15 protein-coding genes are annotated in these 16,199 nt (G+C 67.0%); 6 read left to right on the forward strand and 9 right to left on the reverse strand.

The genetic code is table 11. The features are described 5' to 3' along the window. Positions 1 to 258 precede the first annotated feature (258 nt). Positions 259 to 1,179, reverse strand: coding sequence for a recombination-associated protein RdgC (locus tag HWX07_RS05175; protein ID WP_175875443.1), 921 nt, complete (start codon positions 1,177 to 1,179; stop codon positions 259 to 261). A 233-nt stretch (positions 1,180 to 1,412) separates the two neighbouring features. Here HWX07_RS05175 and HWX07_RS05180 point away from each other — a divergent pair, with 233 nt between their 5' ends. Beyond that, positions 1,413 to 2,483: a hypothetical protein gene (locus HWX07_RS05180; RefSeq protein WP_175875444.1), complete on the forward strand. Its 1,071-nt coding sequence runs from the start codon at positions 1,413 to 1,415 to the stop codon at positions 2,481 to 2,483. 67 nt (positions 2,484 to 2,550) lie between these two features. Here the strand turns inward: HWX07_RS05180 and HWX07_RS05185 are convergent, their stop codons facing one another. The 3 genes from HWX07_RS05185 to HWX07_RS05195 all read right to left on the reverse strand — a co-directional run bounded on the left by HWX07_RS05185 (position 2,551) and on the right by HWX07_RS05195 (position 5,918). After that, entirely contained in the window at positions 2,551 to 3,585 is a 1,035-nt protein-coding gene (locus tag HWX07_RS05185; RefSeq protein WP_175875445.1) for a succinylglutamate desuccinylase/aspartoacylase family protein, read from the reverse strand. 247 nt (positions 3,586 to 3,832) lie between these two features. Then, positions 3,833 to 4,108 (reverse strand): hypothetical protein, encoded by a 276-nt coding sequence (locus tag HWX07_RS05190; RefSeq protein ID WP_175875446.1) that lies wholly within the window; start codon positions 4,106 to 4,108, stop codon positions 3,833 to 3,835. 259 nt (positions 4,109 to 4,367) lie between these two features. Then, positions 4,368 to 5,918 carry a sensor domain-containing diguanylate cyclase gene (locus HWX07_RS05195; protein WP_175875447.1) on the reverse strand — a complete coding sequence of 517 codons (1,551 nt, stop codon included), beginning with the start codon at positions 5,916 to 5,918 and terminating at the stop codon, positions 4,368 to 4,370. A gap of 92 nt (positions 5,919 to 6,010) precedes the next feature. On the opposite strand from HWX07_RS05195, the gene HWX07_RS05200 reads away from it, so the two are divergent. The 4 genes from HWX07_RS05200 (at position 6,011) to HWX07_RS05215 (ending at position 11,140) form a co-directional block, all read left to right on the forward strand. Next, a complete protein-coding gene (locus HWX07_RS05200) occupies positions 6,011 to 6,280 on the forward strand; it encodes a hypothetical protein (RefSeq protein WP_244129923.1) in 270 nt (89 codons plus the stop codon). 92 nt (positions 6,281 to 6,372) lie between these two features. Continuing rightward, entirely contained in the window at positions 6,373 to 9,252 is a 2,880-nt protein-coding gene (locus HWX07_RS05205; RefSeq protein WP_175875448.1) for a molybdopterin cofactor-binding domain-containing protein, read from the forward strand. Beyond that, positions 9,249 to 9,884 (forward strand): (2Fe-2S)-binding protein, encoded by a 636-nt coding sequence (locus HWX07_RS05210; RefSeq protein ID WP_175875449.1) that lies wholly within the window; start codon positions 9,249 to 9,251, stop codon positions 9,882 to 9,884. Before HWX07_RS05205 ends, HWX07_RS05210 begins: the two co-directional genes overlap by 4 nt. Beyond that, positions 9,881 to 11,140 (forward strand): cytochrome c, encoded by a 1,260-nt coding sequence (locus tag HWX07_RS05215; RefSeq protein ID WP_175875450.1) that lies wholly within the window; start codon positions 9,881 to 9,883, stop codon positions 11,138 to 11,140. The genes HWX07_RS05210 and HWX07_RS05215 overlap by 4 nt, the downstream gene beginning before the upstream one ends. 91 nt (positions 11,141 to 11,231) lie before the next feature. Here the strand turns inward: HWX07_RS05215 and HWX07_RS05220 are convergent, their stop codons facing one another. The 5 genes from HWX07_RS05220 to HWX07_RS05240 form a co-directional block, all read right to left on the reverse strand. Continuing rightward, a complete protein-coding gene (locus tag HWX07_RS05220; RefSeq protein WP_175875451.1) occupies positions 11,232 to 11,393 on the reverse strand; it encodes a hypothetical protein in 162 nt (53 codons plus the stop codon). 134 nt (positions 11,394 to 11,527) lie between these two features. Beyond that, a complete protein-coding gene (gene pal / locus HWX07_RS05225; protein ID WP_175875452.1) occupies positions 11,528 to 12,019 on the reverse strand; it encodes a peptidoglycan-associated lipoprotein Pal in 492 nt (163 codons plus the stop codon). Between the two features lie 415 nt (positions 12,020 to 12,434). Further along, entirely contained in the window at positions 12,435 to 13,646 is a 1,212-nt protein-coding gene (locus HWX07_RS05230) for a porin (protein WP_175875453.1), read from the reverse strand. 217 nt (positions 13,647 to 13,863) lie between these two features. Further along, positions 13,864 to 14,442, reverse strand: coding sequence for a hypothetical protein (locus tag HWX07_RS05235; RefSeq protein WP_175875454.1), 579 nt, complete (start codon positions 14,440 to 14,442; stop codon positions 13,864 to 13,866). A 44-nt stretch (positions 14,443 to 14,486) separates the two neighbouring features. Continuing rightward, positions 14,487 to 14,933, reverse strand: a complete 447-nt coding sequence (locus HWX07_RS05240; protein WP_175875455.1) for a VOC family protein — start codon at positions 14,931 to 14,933, stop codon at positions 14,487 to 14,489. Positions 14,934 to 15,136: 203 nt separating this feature from the next. Here HWX07_RS05240 and HWX07_RS05245 point away from each other — a divergent pair, with 203 nt between their 5' ends. Further along, positions 15,137 to 15,946 (forward strand): hypothetical protein, encoded by an 810-nt coding sequence (locus HWX07_RS05245; protein ID WP_244129924.1) that lies wholly within the window; start codon positions 15,137 to 15,139, stop codon positions 15,944 to 15,946. Positions 15,947 to 16,199 lie beyond the last annotated feature (253 nt).

The raw sequence follows: 16,199 nt of genomic DNA on the forward strand, positions 1-16,199 counted from the left end.
TTCGCGGAAGGTGGAAGAAGGCTTGCAGGGGAAGTGGGGGGCGGCGAACGGGCGTGGAGGGCGCCGTGCCCGTTTGATGTATGTACGGCCTCGACGACCGGCAGGATGTTGTCGTTTCGTGGCCGACGGGTGATGCCGATTCGGGGCTGGCTCGTCACGCTCGAGGGCGTCCGGCCGGGGCCCGCCGCCATGGCGGCGACGGGTTCTCCTCGATGTGTCGCGTCAGCGCGGGGCGATGACCGACAACGACGGCAACGTTCAGGCTGCTGCCTGCTGAATCGAGTCCTGCTGATCGCCGCCCAGGATATCGACGAGACTGGCCAGCATCCGCGCCAATTCACCCGTCATCAGCGTGAAGTCCGAGTCGAAGCGCTCGTCGTCGTTCTGCGCGGTGGGGTCCGCCGCTTCCTTGATCACGTCGAGCGGCGTGACACGCTTGATCGTCAGCGACGGCGTCAGCACGAACGAGATCCGGTCATTCCACGTCATCGCGAGGCGCATGCATTGCTTGCCGGCTTCGATGTGCCGGCGCATGTCGTTCGCTTCGAGCGCGTGGCCGACGTATCGCACCGTGGCGCCGCCTTCGCCGCTCGAGCGCAACTCGGCGTCCTGGTCCACGGTGAATCCGCCCGGCGCCTCGCCGGACAGCAGCCAGTCCGTCATCGCGGCGACCGGCGAGCGCGCGACATGAACGCCGGCGAGCGGCAACGGGTCGATCGATTTGACGAGCAGGCTGCGGACGTCGTCGGCAAGCGCCTGTGCCGCCGCATCGATGACGAGCCAGCCGTTCGCCGTGTCGATCCATACACGGGTATCGCGGCGAATGCTGAACGCGCGCGGCAGCAGTTCGTCGGTCACCTGCTCCTTGAGTTCGCGCAGTTGTTTCCGGCCGACCTTGAAGCCCTGCTGCTCCTCGACTTCGAGCGCACGCGCCTTGGTGACCTGATTGACGACCGACGCCGGGAGCAGCTTCTTTTCGGCACGAAACAGCAGCAGCATCTGCCGGTTGTTCGAATACACGAGCGCGCCGTCGTCACGCGGCGACGCCCAGCCGGCGCGCTGCATTTCGACGCTGCTGCCCGGCTGGAACGCGTGCGGCGCCAGCCATTTTTCCATCTGGTCGGGGGGGACGGCCCAGGGTGCGGGAAGACGGTGAAGCTGGAGATTCTTGAACCACATAGGCGTACGGGCAAAGCGCGTCATTCTATATGACGGGGGCGGTTGCCGGTCAGTTGCGGACATTCGATGCCAATGTCGAGGTGACTGTCCGCTAGCGCGAATGGGGGCCGACCGTTTAGGATCGGCATTCGGCATCGCAGCGGCGCCGGACCGTAACCGCCGAGAAAGAGAGAATCGACGGTTGCATCAAGATTGATACCAATGGAAACCATTCCAACAAGAGGGCAAAAACAATGATGACTTCCGGCGACGGCCTGACCAGCCCGGCGCGGCTCCTGCGACTCGCTTCATGGGTGATCGCGATCATCTTCGCCGTCTTTCTGAACATGCTCGGCAGTCTCGTGATTCGCGACATGGCGTTCGCCCCGAGCGGTGGCCCGCCGGTCATCGAGCAATTCGCCGACGCTCCGTTAAAAGCGCGGCTGGACGCGGCGCGGCGTCAGCTGCAGGCGCAGCGCGACGCGCTTGCCGAGAAGGTCGACACGATGGAAGTGGCGCGCGGCCGCGCCGTGAAGGAGTACGCGGCCGAGAAGGAAAGTTTCCGCAACTGGCTGGCCACCCGCGCGGTGACGGGAGACGGTGCGCGGGACCCGGACATCGTGGCGAGAACGCGCAAGCTGGATACGCTCCAGGCCGTGGTCGTCAACTGGCAGCATCAGATCGATGCGATCGGCGATCAGCAACGGGCGCTGGCGTCGCGGCAGACGCAAGTCGACACGCAAATCGCCGAGGCGGACGCAGCAGCCGAACGGCGCTTCGACGCGGCGACGCGGCACTACGAGATGCAGGTATTCGGGCTGCGGCTGGCGCTGACGCTGCCGATCCTGCTGGTCGCGATCTGGCTGTTCATCCGCTACCGCAAGGCGCGCTACTGGCCGTTCGTGTACGGTTTCGGCCTGTTTGCGCTGAGCGCGTTTTTCATTGAACTGGTGCCGTACCTGCCGAATTTCGGCGGCTACGTCCGCGTCCTGGTCGGCATCGTGCTGACGGTATTCGCCGGCCTCTACATGATGAAGGCATTCCAGCGCTATGCCGAACGCAAACGGCTCGAATTGCAGCAGGACCAGGGCGAACGCGCGCGCACGATCGGATACGAAAAAGCCGTCCGCTCGCTCGAAAAAAAGCGCTGCCCGTCATGCGACAAGCAATGGAGTCTCGGCGGCAACGACTCCACGTTCTGCGTCCATTGCGGGTTGCGGCTTTTCAATGTTTGCGAATGCGGTGGCCGGAATTTCTTCTTCTTCCCGCATTGCCATCAATGCGGTGTTGCGCAGGGAAATGAGTCGCCGGTGTCGTCCGACTGACGGTCAGCGTGTCCGCACTGGCGGCGTACGACGGTCGTGAACGCGTCAGCCGGGTGCCTCGCTCGCCTCACTCGATGACACGCGGCGGCGTCGACAACTCCGCCAGCTGAAACAGACAATCCCCGCGCCGCACCTGCGCGGGGACCCGCTTGCACACCACCTCGCCATCGCCGTTGAACCGGTGCAGCACCGGTTCGCGCAACGGCGTATCGGGGAAATGCACCCACGCGGCCGGCTGTCCGGCCTTCACCTGATCGCCGAGCTCGACGAGCGGTTCATACAGCCCACGCTCGTACGCATAGACGAAGTGGCGTTCGCCGTCGACGCGCATGAAACGCGGGACGGTCGGCGGCGCGTCGGGTACGAGCGCGCCGTGCAGCAGCCCGATATAGCCGAGGTAATGCAGCAGCCCTTGGCGGCCGAGCCGGATCAGCGACGGATCGGCCATGCCGGCGCCGCCGAGCTCGGTGACGATCGAGATCGCGCCTTGCCGGCGCGCGGCCGACGCCGAATGCACGGGATTCGGCGCGTGCAGCAGCGCATTGTGCAACCCGAACGCGACCAGCAGCCCGTTGAGCTTCGCGGCTTCGTCGGCGTCGAGCGGATCGATCGCGAGCATGTTGCCGCCCTGGTACAGCAGCGAGCTGCCGCCCGAATGCAGGTCGACCAGGTACTGCGCGCGCGACAGCAGCACATGCTCGATGTAGTGGGCGATCATCTGCGTCGGCGTGCCGGTCGGGTCGCCGGGAAAGCTGCGGTTCAGGTTGCCTTCGTCGAGCGGCGACACGCGCAGGCCCGCATCCGCCGCCGGGAAATTCGCCATCGGCAGCAGGATCAACTGCCCGCTGACCATGTCGGATTCGATCTCGCGCATCAATTGCGACACGATGATCTGGCCTTCGTACTCGTCGCCGTGGTTGCCGGCCATCACGAGCGCGACCGGGCCGTCGCCGTTGCGGATCGACACGATGGGGATCGGCAGCCAGCCGTAGGCGGAGCGGTGCACGGAGTGCGGCAGGCGCAGGTAGCCCGCGTGCTTGCCTTGCGCGTCGAGATCGATTTCGCAGTGAATGGGATTGCGGGGAGAGGAAGGGGCGGTCATGGCGGTATCGTTCGATGAACGGAATCTGCCATCTTATAGGGGAAACCGGCACCGCGCGGCGCGGCGGGCGGGATCAGCGGGGCTGCGCTTGACTCCGGACGGGCGCACTGCCGTGCGTTGCCGGGCCGATACGCGAGACCGCGCAATGTTGCAGCGATGAAGCCATGCCGGCGCGCCGGCCAGCTGCATTCACGCGCCGGGTTTCGCGCCAGCCCGTGCCGCGACAGGGGCGGCGCGCACGACGCGCTTATCGGCCGGACGTTTCAGCTTCGAGACGTCCTTCTTCCCACAGCGCCCAGAAACGGCTGCCGGCGCGATACGGATTCGCGCGCCGCGCGGCGTGATCGGCGACGCCCTGACGAAACGCGCCGTACAGCGTGAGCGGCGGATCGTCGACGCATGCGGCTTCGTACGCGGCCGGCATCCGGCGGTCGGACACGAGCCGGCGGATCAGCGAGGCGCCGTCGATCACGGCCTGTTCGTCGATGATTTCGGTTCGTGCGAGGACGTCGACGGTATTCATGTTGGGCTCCCTGAAACGTTCTTTCCCCATCAAGGAGCAATAAGAGTGCCAACCGTGAAATGCGGTACTCGGCCTCGATCGTGCTGCCTTCTGCAGTCATCTTTCGGCGTGGCGGACGACGATGTTACGGAACACGTCACGTGACACGCGAACGCGCGGCGCCACGTGCGAACCGGCAAAGCGTTTCGGAATTGAATCGCGGGAAGGGGGCGGCGAGTACGGAACGGATGAACGCGCGGCGGGATGCCGCGTCGCCGGTTCAGCTGGCGGCGGCCGGCGCCATGCGGCGGCTGCCGCTCGAGTAGAAGCAGTAGATGCCCTTGCCGGCCGACTTCGCGTCGTACAGCGCGCTGTCGGCCTGCCGGATCAGCTCGTCGGGCGAGCCGTGCCCGTCGTCGAGCGCGATGCCGATGCTGATGCCGATGCAGACGGTCTCGCCGATCGACAGCGCGTACGGCGCCGAAATCTGCCGGATGATCCGCGCGGCGAGGATCGAGCACGCGTGCATCGTCGTGTCGTCGATCGCGACGATGAATTCGTCGCCGCCGATGCGCGCGGCGAGCTCGCCCGGCGGCAGCGTCTTGCCGAGCCGCTCGGCGACTTGCGTGAGCACTTCGTCGCCGGCCTGGTGGCCGAAGCGGTCGTTGATCGACTTGAAGCCGTCGAGGTCGAGATACATGACGGCGAATGCCGGACTCGGCAGCCGCGGCCGGCGCGCGAGCATCCGCTTGAGCTCGGCGTGCAGTTCGTGGCGGTTCGGCAGCCCCGTCAGCGCGTCGTGTCGCGCGAGGTGCCGGATGTGCTGTTCGGTCCGGCGGCGTGTGGTGACGTCCTCGACGATGATCACCGCGTTGCCGTCCGGCACGCGGTGGCGCGTCAGTTCGAGCTGGCGGCCGTCGGCGAGCGCGATGTCGAGCGGCCCGGGCTCGTGGCGGCTCAGCCAGCTGTCGCACTGCGCGGCGAGGCCGGCGCCGCCGGGATCGATCACGGCATCGGTGCCGAGCGCGGCGACCACGGCGGGCAACGGCGTATCGAGCATGATCTCGCGCGGCGAGCCGAACAGTTGCGCGGTCCGACGGTTCGCGACGATCACGCGGCTGTCGCCGTCGATCATGCACAGGCCGTGCGGCATGTAGGTGAGGGCGGCGTCGAAGCGGGCGACGAGTTCGGCGTTGCGCTGGCGCGCGGCGATCAGCGCGACGAGCACGCGGTAGTGACGCTGCACGACCGTACGCATCGCCGCGAGATAGATCGCGAGCGGCGGCACCAGCAGCCAGGCACCTGGCCGAGGCGCCAGCAGCGCACCGACGCCGATCGGCAGCACGCCGAGCACGACCTGCGTCATCGCCAGCCGCGGCAGCGCCGAATTGCGCGACGCGATCCCGCCGAACACGCCGCCCGCGACCATCACGGACAGCGTGCCGAGTTCGACGTCGGTGGCCTGCACGCAGCCCATCACGCCGAGGCCGAGCACGAAGCAGGCAACGAGCGACACCGGCGCATAGCGCCTCGCCCAGTATTCGGCGCGATCGTCGCCGGCGTTGCGCCGTACCGTGTAGGCCCGCGCGATCGACAGGCGCGCAATGAGCAGGCCGACGTCGACGACGAGCCACGCGAGGCACCACAGCTGCTGCAGCCGGATCAGCGCGACGGCCGCGACGAAGGCGCTCGCGAGCCCGGACAGCGCCATCGGGCGCACGTCCTCGAACAGCGTCACGAGCATCGACGGACGCAGCGCGGCCGTCACGCGGTGGTTGCCGGAGGGGGGAGTGGCGAGAACGGAGTGCAGGAGAGATGCCCTGACTGCCATGATTGTCGACCTCGACACGATGTCTCGATGGCTGGCGGCGCCCGCATGGCACGTGGCGGAAGCCCGGCCGAGCCGGATGCGCAGACATTACCATGAAAAAACGACGGCGCGGGCCGGCCGGCGGCACCGCGCATTGCGTCGTGCTCGGGTCGTCAGCCCCGGCCGCGAGAGGCTTGCGGATTCGGCGGCGCGAAGGCTGCATCGTTGCGAACGGAACGATGTGCGACGGCCGCCGAAGCCGGCGCGGCGGCATCCGGCCGCATGCGAACGGCAAACGAATCGCCGCCGCGACCACCCGCCGCAGCCCGGCTGAAACCCGTTATAAGAAATCCAATAAGTATTTCATGCGGGAAATACTATAGGCGATATATAAAAAACAATGCCAGAATGCGCGCCGCTCCGAACGCCGCGACACCCGATCGCCGTCCGAGCCGCATCAGGAGGTTCTCCCCCAATGAAAAACCACGGCCTGTCACGGCGGGGTTTTCTGAAAGCCAGCGTGCTGGCGGGCGTCGCGGTGTATGTCGCGCCCATCGGCAGCCGCGCGTTCGCGGCGCTCTTCGAAGAAAAACTCCTCACCCCGGTCAAATGGGATAGCGTCACCGGCATCCCCCAATTCCGCATCGACGGCATCGCGAAGGTCACCGGCTCGAAAGTGTTCGCCCGCGACGTGCGCGCCGCCGACATGCCGCACTGGCCGCAGCAGCAGTCGCACGCGCTGATCCTGCGCGTCACGCAGGCCGATCGCACGTACGAAGGCTTCGACCTGTCGCTGCTCGGCGACGAGCTGAAGCCGGACCGCGTGGTCACGGCCGACGATCTCGCGCGCGACGGCGTCGCATTCCCGGCATTCTACGGCGACGACATGCTGCTGCCGGCCGGCAAGACGCCCGCGTATCTCGGCCATGCGGTCGCGATCCTGATCTATCACGACTTCGCGCGGTTCCGCTTCGCGAAGAATGCGCTGAAGTTCCGCGACGACGTGATCCGCTACGGCGCGGTCACGGGCCCGCTCGAACGCGATCCGTGGGGCACCTTCCGCTACGTGCGCGTGGGCGGCAAGACGGCCTATGACGACGACGTCTATTCGAGCCTGAAGGATGCGCCGATCTTCCCGAGCATGATGCGCAAGCACTTGCCGGTCTGGCCGGACGGCAAGGAGCACGGCAAGCTCGACGAGCAGGGCATGTTCCTTGCCGGGCAGATCGCCGGCGAGCTCGACCATCCGTCGGCCGACTGGCTCGTGTTCGAGCGCGAATACAACACGCAGTCGGTCGATACGGCCGCGCTCGAACCCGACAACGCGAACTGCTGGTACGACGCCGCGACGCAATCGCTGCACCTCGTCGTGCCGACCCAGTCGCCGCTCGAAGTGTCGGAGAACGCGGCCGCGATGGTCGCGAAATGCCGCTTCCCGGTGAAGAAGCTGTTCGTGCATCCGTGCTACACGGTCGGCTACGGCTCGAAGGATCACTTCAACGTGCCGTTCTACGGCCTCGTCTGCGCGCTGTACGCGGACGGCCGCCCGGTGCGTTTCGCGAACGACCGCTACGAGCAGTTCCAGACGTCGCTGAAGCGTCACGCGTTCAAGATGCACTACCGGATCGCGGTCGACCGTAACACGGGCCTGCTGCAGTCGTTCAAGGGCGACTTCGAGGCGAACGGCGGCGGCCGCTCGAACTTCTCGCCGTCGGTCGCGATGGTCGGCGCCACCGCCGCGCAATCGATCTACTACTTCCCGAAGAGCGACCTCGCGGCCGTCGCGATCGCGTCGCGCGCGATCGACGCCGGTTCCGCGCGCGGCTACGGCACGCTGCAGAGCATGGCTGCGACCGAGATGGCGGTCGACGAGATCGCCGCGCAACTGAACATCGACCCGATCGACTTCCGTCTGCGCAACGCGCTGCGTTCGGGGATGAAGAACACGCAGGGGGCGATTCCCGCCGGCGCGCTGCGTGTCGACGAAGTGCTCGAACGTGCGAAGCAGCATCCGCTGTGGACGCGTCGTGCCGCGCGCAAGGCCGAGTTCGAGGCCGCGCATCCGGGCAAGCGCTACGGCGTCGGTTTCGCATGCGTGCAGAAGGATTTCGGCACGGGCGCGGAAGCGTCGTTCGCGAAGGTCGAGTTCGACGCGCACGGCAAGGTGTCGCTGCAACACACGGCCGCCGAGATCGGCACCGGGATGTCGACGTCGCAGGCCGTGGCGGTCGCGAAATGGCTCGGCCGTCCGGCGACCGACGTGCGCGTGGCCGTGACCGAATGGCCGGACCTGCCGGTCGAGACGAGCGGCGACCCGTACCTGATGTCGCAGGCCGACCAGGATCGCCTGAGCGCGAACCCGCGCTGGTCGCCGGGCTATGCGTCGCCGTCGAGCGCGACGAACTCGGCGTACTACTTCACGCACAGCACGCGCGAAGCCGCGCGCGCCGTGTTCCGCTACGGGCTGTGGCCGGCCGCGATGTCGATCTGGACGCGCGGCTTGGGCGGTGGCCAGGCCGCGCCGTACACGATCCGCATCGAGGATGCGCGCTGGGTCGACGGCAAGCTGACCGCCGACGGCCTCGAGCCGCTGACGTTCGAGCAGCTCGCGAAGCAGGCGCATGCGCTCGGCCTGCCGACCGGCGCCGTCGTGCACGTGTTCAACCGCTGGCAATGGACCGACGCCGAATTCGAAGTGGGCGGCACGGTCGAGCGTCTGCCGATCGACGGGCTGTCGCTGCGCGTCGGCGCGCCGAAGACGGGCACCGACGACGGCCCGGTGCCGGGCACCGCCGCGCCGGCCGGCGCGACCGCGCTGCGTGGCACGCTGCCGCCGACTGCGAACGGCTACCGCGTGCTGGACCGCAAGCGCGTGTTCATCCCGCCGACGAGCCGCAACAACGCGGCCGTCACGTACTACACGGCGGTCGGCACGCTGGTCGAGCTGGCCGTGCACGAAGCGACCGGCAAGGTCGAACTGCTCACGCACCACTCGATCATGGAATGCGGCAACCAGATTTCGCCGCAGCTCGTGTCGGGCCAGTTGCAGGGCGGTCTCGCGATGGGCATCGGGCATGCGCTGCACGAGTACCTGCCGCTCTACGAGGACGGCCCCGGCAACGGCACGTGGAACTTCAACCGTTACCAGTTGCCGCGCGCATCCGACGTCGCCGTCTGGACCCAGACGGGCGACGTGCTGCCGCCGCTGTCCGAGACCGATCCGCCGAAGGGTGTCGCCGAAGTGGTGATGATCCCCGTCGTCGGCGCGATCGTGAACGGCATCGCGCACGCGATCGGCCATCGTTTCACCGACCTGCCGGTGACCCCGCAAAAGATTCAGGAGGTGCTCGCATGACGACCGCCCAAACCGCGGCTTCGGCCGCCCCGGCGCCCGCTCCGGCTGCGCCGGCGTCGGCGGCCGTTGAACGCCCGCTCGTCCGGTTCCAGCAGAAGCCGCTGTCGGTCAAGATCAACGGAAAGGCCGTCGGCCCGATGCAGGTGCCGGAAGGGCTGATGATGATCGAGTTCCTGCACGAGTACGTGGGCCTCACCGGTTCGCGGCTCGGCTGCGGGCAGGGCATCTGCCACGCGTGCGTCGTGATCGTCGACCAGCCGGACGGCACGAGCGAGGAAATGCGCACCTGCATTACCGGCGCGCACTTCTTCCACGGTCGTTCGATCCGCACGATCGAAGGCCACGCGAAGCGCAACGAAGCCGGCGAAGTGGTCGAGCTGTCGCCGATCCAGCAGAAATTCCTCGAGCATTTCAGCTTTCAGTGCGGCTATTGCACGCCGGGCTTCGTCAACGCGGCGACCGTGCTGATCGAACGCCTGAAGCGCGAGCCGGTCGCGAAGGCCGACGTGGAGCGCACGATCACCGACGCGCTCGATGCGCACCTTTGCCGCTGCACGGGCTATGTGCGCTACTACGAAGCCGTCAAGGACGTGGTGCTGACGACGCCGGGACTCGTGAAGGACGCCGCATGAAACGCACACTCGCTCATCGTGTCGCGCGGGCCGCGGGCCTGCCCGCGCTCGCGGCGGCCTGCGCGCTGCTGCTCGCCGCCTGCGGCGGCCACGACGCGCCGGCGTCGAATGCGGCGTCCGGCGCGCCCGGCGCCGACCAGATCGCGCGCGGCCGCTATCTCGTCAAGGCCGCCGACTGCGCGGCGTGCCACACCGCGAAGGACGGCGCGCCGTTCGCCGGCGGCGCGGCGCTCGAATCGCCGTTCGGCACGTTCTACGGCTCCAACATCACGCCCGACAAGGATCACGGGATCGGCAACTGGAGCGCGGACGACTTCTACGCCGCGCTGCACGACGGCAAGGCGCCGGGCAAGCGCCTGTATCCGTCGATGCCTTACACGTCGTACCGGCAGCTCACGCGCGCCGACGCCGACGCGATGTACGCGTACCTGATGACGGTCAGGCCCGTCGCGCAGGAAAACCGCGCGCACGACCTCAAGTTCCCGTACAACCTGCGCTTCGGCATGGTCTTCTGGGACATGCTGTTCCTGAAGGACAGCCTCCCGGATGCGTCGGCCGGACAATCCGCGGACTGGCGGCGGGGCCGCTATCTCGCCGGCGCGCTCGGCCACTGCGCGGAGTGCCATACGCCGCGCGCGTTCACGGGCCAGCTCGACGGCGCGAAACCGTTCGCGGGCGCCGCGCTCGGCCGCGTGGCCGCGCCCGACATCACGCCGGCGGGCCTGGCCGCGCGCGGCTGGACGGGCACCGATCTGCAGACGTTCTTCGGCGTCGGCATCGCACCGCAAGGCTCGGCGTTCGGCGAGATGTATCCGGTCGTGCACCTGAGCACGCAGTACCTGACGAAGGACGACCTGCGCGGCCTGTCGACGTACCTGCTCGGCGATACGCCGCCCGCGCCGCAACCGGTGAAGCCGGTGTCGGCCGATGCCGCGCAACTGGCGGCCGGCCGCTCGGTGTATCTCGCGGTGTGCGCGGGCTGCCATGGCTTCAACGGCGAAGGCAAGCCGCACGTGGCGGTGCCGATGAACGGCAACTCGACGGTGCGTCAGGCCGACTCGCGCAACCTGCTGGTCGCGATGCTCGACGGTATCGACGAGCAGAAGTTCGCCGGTTTCGAAAACCTGCAGCCGATGCCGGGTTTCGCGAAAACGTTGAGCGATGACGAACTCGCGCAACTCGCGAACTACCTGCGCGCGACGTGGGGCGGCCAGCCCGCGAGCGTCACGCCGGCCGATGTGAAGGCGATGCGTTGAGTCGTGCAGTGGGGTAGAGCGTCGCGCGCGAGCGGCCGGCTTCCGGTGCTTGCGCGCGATTTCGTCGCCTCACTTTCCTCGCGGCGGCGCGTCAGTAGCCGCCGCCACTTCCTCCACCTCCGCTGCCTCCGGAGCCGCCATACCGGCCCATGGCCGGTCCTTGCGACATACCGCCGCCCGACGACGTACAGCCCGCCGACAGCACGAGCACCAGCGCCGCGATCAGCGCCGCAGCCAACGTTGCCGATTTCATTGCGATCTCCTTGCAGCGCGCAGGCCACAGGCAAGGCGGTTCGCGTGAACCGCGTGTCTGCGCGATGACAAGACGTTTCGGCGGGACGTTTTATTCCATGCTTTTTGCGTATCGCCGCGGCGGCGGCGCCTGGATCAACGATAGACGAGATCGGCGCGGCGGTTCTGCGCCCATGCTTCCTCGTCATGGCCGAGCGCGACGGGCTTTTCCTTGCCGAGACTGACGGCCTCGAGTTGCGTCGCCGGCACGCCGAGCGTCTCGAGCGCGCTCGCCACGGCCTGCGAGCGGCGCTGGCCGAGCGCGAGGTTGTATTCGGACGTGCCGCGCTCGTCGGTGTTGCCCTGGATCAGCACGCGCCGCGCGGGATGGCTGCGCAGGTAGTCGGCGTGCGCCTGCAGCAGCGACTGGAATTCGGGCTTCACCGAGTATTGGTCGAAGTCGAAGTAGATGCTGCGCTTGGCGAGCGGGCTGTTCGGATTGTTCAGATCGTCGGCCGTCACCGTCGCGACGGTTTCGCTCGAAGGCTCCGGCCCCGTGGCGGCATTCTCGGGCGTTTTCGCCGCGTTGTGGCAACCGGCCAGCAGGACGAAAGTTGCCAGGACCGCAATTCGGTTCATTTTGCTCATCGTTCTTCTCCAGCGGTTGACTGCGTTGAAAGCGGGGCGCGTGCCATTCGCACGCAACCGTCCGGCCGCCATGGCGCGAAAGGTCCGGCTCCGTTGCCGTGATGCAGGCTCGTAAGCCGGTGGTGCGCCAAATGAAAGAATGTTGCGACCGGAACGCCGAATCGAGGCGTCGCTGCAAACAGATTAGGAAAAATGTCACAACGTGCCCAGTTTCTCCGCATTTTTTGCGCAAACGCGACAGTCGGGAGGCATTCTTGCTTACGGACGACGGTGCGCGGTAAGCGACGCCTGCCACAGCGACAAGGCCGCGCACGGGGCGCGGTCTTGTCGTTGGCGGTCACGGCGATCGGTGAGGCGGGAAGCATTCGCCGGATAGAGTCGGTCGACGTGTAATGCCGCAGCGCACACCGCGTCGTCAGAACTTGTGCCGCAGCCCGAGTGCGACGACAACCTGGTTGCTGTTCGCGGAAGGCGTCAAGGTCCAGACGGTCGCGTTGAACGCCGGATTGCCGTTGCCGCCGCTCACGCTCTGGTAAGTGCCTTCGAGATACGCGTCCGTGCGCTTCGACAGCACGTAGCCGGCCTGCGCGACGACCTGGTTCCATTTCGGGCGCGTCTGGCCCGTGCGGGTGTCGAAGCGGCCCATCGTGTACGTGTACGCGGCGGCAACGCTCAGCGCGCGCGTGACGAAGTAGCGTCCGTCGATCGAGAAGTTGTCGAACACCAGCGATTCGCCCTTCAGCGGCGCGATGTTGCCGCCCTGGAGCACGCCAGTCACGCCGTCGGTGGCGGAATGCGACCACGCGGCACCGACCGAGTGCGGCCCGAACGCATAACGGCCGGCCATCGCCCAGATCTGCTGGTTGCCGCCCGTGATCGTCGCCGAGCCGTCGACCGTGCTCAGCGCGCCGTCCGGGTTTGGCGCGTTGCGGTCGCGGCTGATCTTCAGGTAGCCGGCGCCGAGCTTCAGCGGCCCGTTCTCGTACGACACTCCCGTGCTCCACACCGCATTGTTGGAGAACTGGCCGGCCGCGTTCGAGAAGCCGACCATCGCGCCGAATCTCAACCCGCGAACCGTCGGGCTCGTGTACTTCACGGCGTTGTTGATGCGCAGGTTGCGGTTCGAATCGTCGTTGTCGTACGGGTGGACCGCGAGATTGCCGCCCCAGCCCGGGCCGGAGGCGCCGAGCGGCGTCACGTAATCGAGGATCAGGTCGTACTGGCGTCCGAAGGACAGCGTGCCGGCCGTCTGCGAACTCACGCCGACCCACGCCTGGCGGCCGAACAGGTCGACGCCTTTCTGCGACAGTTTGCCGGTGGTGCCCGAGAAGCCGTTTTCGAGGGCGAAGACCGCGGCCATGCCGCCGCCGAGATCCTCGCGGCCGCGCAGCCCCCAGCGCGACGCGTTCAATGCGCCGCTCGTCATCGCGACGCCGCCGCTGCCGGGCGAGCCGGCACCGCGCGTGCGCTGGTTGGTCGAGTAGGTGATCGACGTGTCGATCAGGCCGTACAGCGTCACGCTGCTCTGGGCGTGCGCGACATCCGGCACGAAGCCGGTCAGGCAGGCGGCAATGAGGGTCCCCGCGACGCGTGCGCCGGCATGCGGGTTCGTTTGGCAGGAATGCATAGGCGTTTTGTTGTTGTTGGACCGGCCTGGCGGCCGATGGATCGAGCGGCCATTATTGGAGATCGTGCGGCGGTCGATTAAGGCGCCGCACAGGAAAGGTCCTCTGCGGAATCGCTCGGAATTGCGATGCGTCGACGGCGGGGAGGCGGTCGGGAAGGGGGGCGAGCCGGCGCGTGGGGTACGGCGCGCCATTGCGCGACGGTGGTGTGCCGACCGTCTAGCCGCGGGCGATCGGCAGCGCCGCGTCGGCGCCGCCGCTTCGATAGGCGGTGCGAACGGCGTTCGCTCTCGCTTCGAGCGCTTCCGGTGAAAGCCAAGTCCTCAGTCGGACGACGACGCGCGGCACTTCGGCCAGTTGATTGCGCAACTGCACGATCGACCGGCAGCAACGGCAGGCAGACGCTTGCGCATCGGGGGCCGCCGCGGCTTCTGCAAGCGCGGCAGTCCATTCGACGCCGCGATGGCGCCTGGCTTCGTCGAGGTGCGGCAGATAGCGCGCGTTGCCCGACAACGCGATCAGCAGCGCGGCCCAGTGCGCGCCGCGCCAGCCGTGCTGCATGTCACGTGTGAGGTCGGCCAGCAGCGCGTCGTTCAGCGCGGACAGGCTTTGCTGGCACAGATAGTGGAAGTCGAGCGGCTGGTAGCGGACATGCGGGTAATCGAGCAGCACGTGCCGGAGCTCGACGCCGGATTCGACGGCGGCGGCGAGAAACCGTTCGGCCGGTGCAGGGCGGTTCAACCGCAGCGTCGGAACACCGAGGAAAAGCCGGCTGACGTCGTCGGGGTGATAGTGCATCGTGAATCTCGAGGTAATCTCTCGCGGCACGCGGTCCGGATTGCTTACTGATCGCCGGACATCAGCGCCGTGTAACGCCGCTGCATTTCGTCGGGGTCGAGTGCTTCGATCGTGTGCCCGATCAACCAATCGTAACCGAACGGATCGCGGATCCGGCCCGAACGCTCGCCGGAGAACTGGTCCTGGGCCGCACGTGTCACGTGCGCGCCGGCCGCGACGGCGGCGGCGATCGTCGCGTCGGCGTCGTCGACATGAAGATGGAGCGCCATCGGCGCGTTGCCGTCCGGGTCGAGGGCGAAGAGATCGTATTCCGGGAACTCGTCCGAGATCATCAGCGTGCATGGCCCGAGCTGCAATTCCGCGTGACCGATGCGCCCCGACGGCTCGACGAGCCGGAATTTTTCCTGCGCGCCGAATGCCTTCACATAGAACGCGATGGCGTCTTCCGCACGTTTGGCGCGCAGATACGGAAAGACTTCGTGAATCGCCATGGTGCCCTCCGGTGAGTGGTGTGGGTGTGGTTCGATCCTATCAGGCGTGCGGCGGCCGTACGGGACGAAATCTCGAGACTGGAATCCACCAGGATCAGACGCAATTCCACCGGGAACGAGATGGAGCGGGGCAGAATAGGGCGCGTGGCGCATGCTGGCCGTTGTCGGCAGCGCGCCGATTCATGAAAACCTGTCGAGTCTCCATGGCGTTTCCGATGCCCCTTATTTTGCGTCCCATCCGGTCGGTGTCCCGAACGACGGCCGGCGTTGCCTTCGTCGTCAGCCTGCTGTCCGGCTGCGCCGCGCTGTCTTCATCCGCGCCGGTCGACCCTCAGCAGCAGTTCGTTGCCGAGCAGCGAAATGCGAACATGCGGTACATCGACACCCTCGCGGCATACAAGCCCGTTTTCCAGAATCCCGGCAACTATAGTCGAGCGCAGGTACTGGAAAAGTATGACGCGGTTCTCTATCAATACTCGCTCGCCGCGGTGAGCTGGGTTCGCGCAATCTATCCTGCCGCCCGGCAGACGCTGCCGCCATCCCTGCAACCGTTGCCCGCGCCGTCCGGGCCGCTCAGCCTGGCGGACGTGAACCGACACTACGAACACGCGCTCGGCATGAACGCCGGCATGTGGGAGATCAGCATGGCCGCGGATTTCGGCAAGCCGTCGAAACTGGCGGTCCCGCGATATGACGGGCCGTTGCTTTTCATGCCGTTCGCCCCGCCTTTGCCGCCGCTGCAGGATGTTCGCGATCCGCAGTTCGCGCGGCTGGTGACCATGACGAAGAAGCTGGACGACGCGCAGAAGGCGGACCTCGCTCGACAGAACGCGGCGACCGCGAGGCAGATGGCGGAAAACGCCGCGATGCACGCGGCAAACCATCCTCCGGGACCGAATCCGCTGGACTCGATCGATCCGCGGACCGGGTTGCCGTATCCGGCACCGCAACAAGATACGCAGCGCTGGTGCACGATGATGGGCAACGGCGTGGGCGGTCGGGTGCCGTGCTGAACCGGCGCGATCGACGGGGTGCCGATCGGATATGACGCGGACGTCATGGTGATCGTCCCGGTCGCGTTCATCGCCGGCGCGCCCAAGGGTGCAGACGATCAACCTACAGGCCAAAACACGACGTTTGTATTTAGCGGACATTTCAATCTAGCTACTACAATCGAATGTCATACCCGGATTCAGATGTCGTAGCGCCAGCTAAATACAGATGTCGCATGTTTCATCGGCCTTTCCATCCCTTTAACGTTGAAGC

Source organism: Burkholderia sp. BCC0097 (assembly GCF_902832985.1).
Taxonomy (GTDB): Bacteria; Pseudomonadota; Gammaproteobacteria; order Burkholderiales; family Burkholderiaceae; genus Burkholderia; species Burkholderia orbicola.

Coding starts and splice junctions, on each gene's coding strand:
- HWX07_RS05175 (WP_175875443.1), bottom strand. CDS start 1,179: ATGTGGTTCAAGAATCTCCAGCTTCACCGTCTTCCCGCACCCTGGGCC.
- HWX07_RS05180 (WP_175875444.1), top strand. CDS start 1,413: ATGATGACTTCCGGCGACGGCCTGACCAGCCCGGCGCGGCTCCTGCGA.
- HWX07_RS05185 (WP_175875445.1), bottom strand. CDS start 3,585: ATGACCGCCCCTTCCTCTCCCCGCAATCCCATTCACTGCGAAATCGAT.
- HWX07_RS05190 (WP_175875446.1), bottom strand. CDS start 4,108: ATGAATACCGTCGACGTCCTCGCACGAACCGAAATCATCGACGAACAG.
- HWX07_RS05195 (WP_175875447.1), bottom strand. CDS start 5,918: ATGGCAGTCAGGGCATCTCTCCTGCACTCCGTTCTCGCCACTCCCCCC.
- HWX07_RS05200 (WP_244129923.1), top strand. CDS start 6,011: ATGAAAAAACGACGGCGCGGGCCGGCCGGCGGCACCGCGCATTGCGTC.
- HWX07_RS05205 (WP_175875448.1), top strand. CDS start 6,373: ATGAAAAACCACGGCCTGTCACGGCGGGGTTTTCTGAAAGCCAGCGTG.
- HWX07_RS05210 (WP_175875449.1), top strand. CDS start 9,249: ATGACGACCGCCCAAACCGCGGCTTCGGCCGCCCCGGCGCCCGCTCCG.
- HWX07_RS05215 (WP_175875450.1), top strand. CDS start 9,881: ATGAAACGCACACTCGCTCATCGTGTCGCGCGGGCCGCGGGCCTGCCC.
- HWX07_RS05220 (WP_175875451.1), bottom strand. CDS start 11,393: ATGAAATCGGCAACGTTGGCTGCGGCGCTGATCGCGGCGCTGGTGCTC.
- pal (WP_175875452.1), bottom strand. CDS start 12,019: ATGAGCAAAATGAACCGAATTGCGGTCCTGGCAACTTTCGTCCTGCTG.
- HWX07_RS05230 (WP_175875453.1), bottom strand. CDS start 13,646: ATGCATTCCTGCCAAACGAACCCGCATGCCGGCGCACGCGTCGCGGGG.
- HWX07_RS05235 (WP_175875454.1), bottom strand. CDS start 14,442: ATGCACTATCACCCCGACGACGTCAGCCGGCTTTTCCTCGGTGTTCCG.
- HWX07_RS05240 (WP_175875455.1), bottom strand. CDS start 14,933: ATGGCGATTCACGAAGTCTTTCCGTATCTGCGCGCCAAACGTGCGGAA.
- HWX07_RS05245 (WP_244129924.1), top strand. CDS start 15,137: ATGGCGTTTCCGATGCCCCTTATTTTGCGTCCCATCCGGTCGGTGTCC.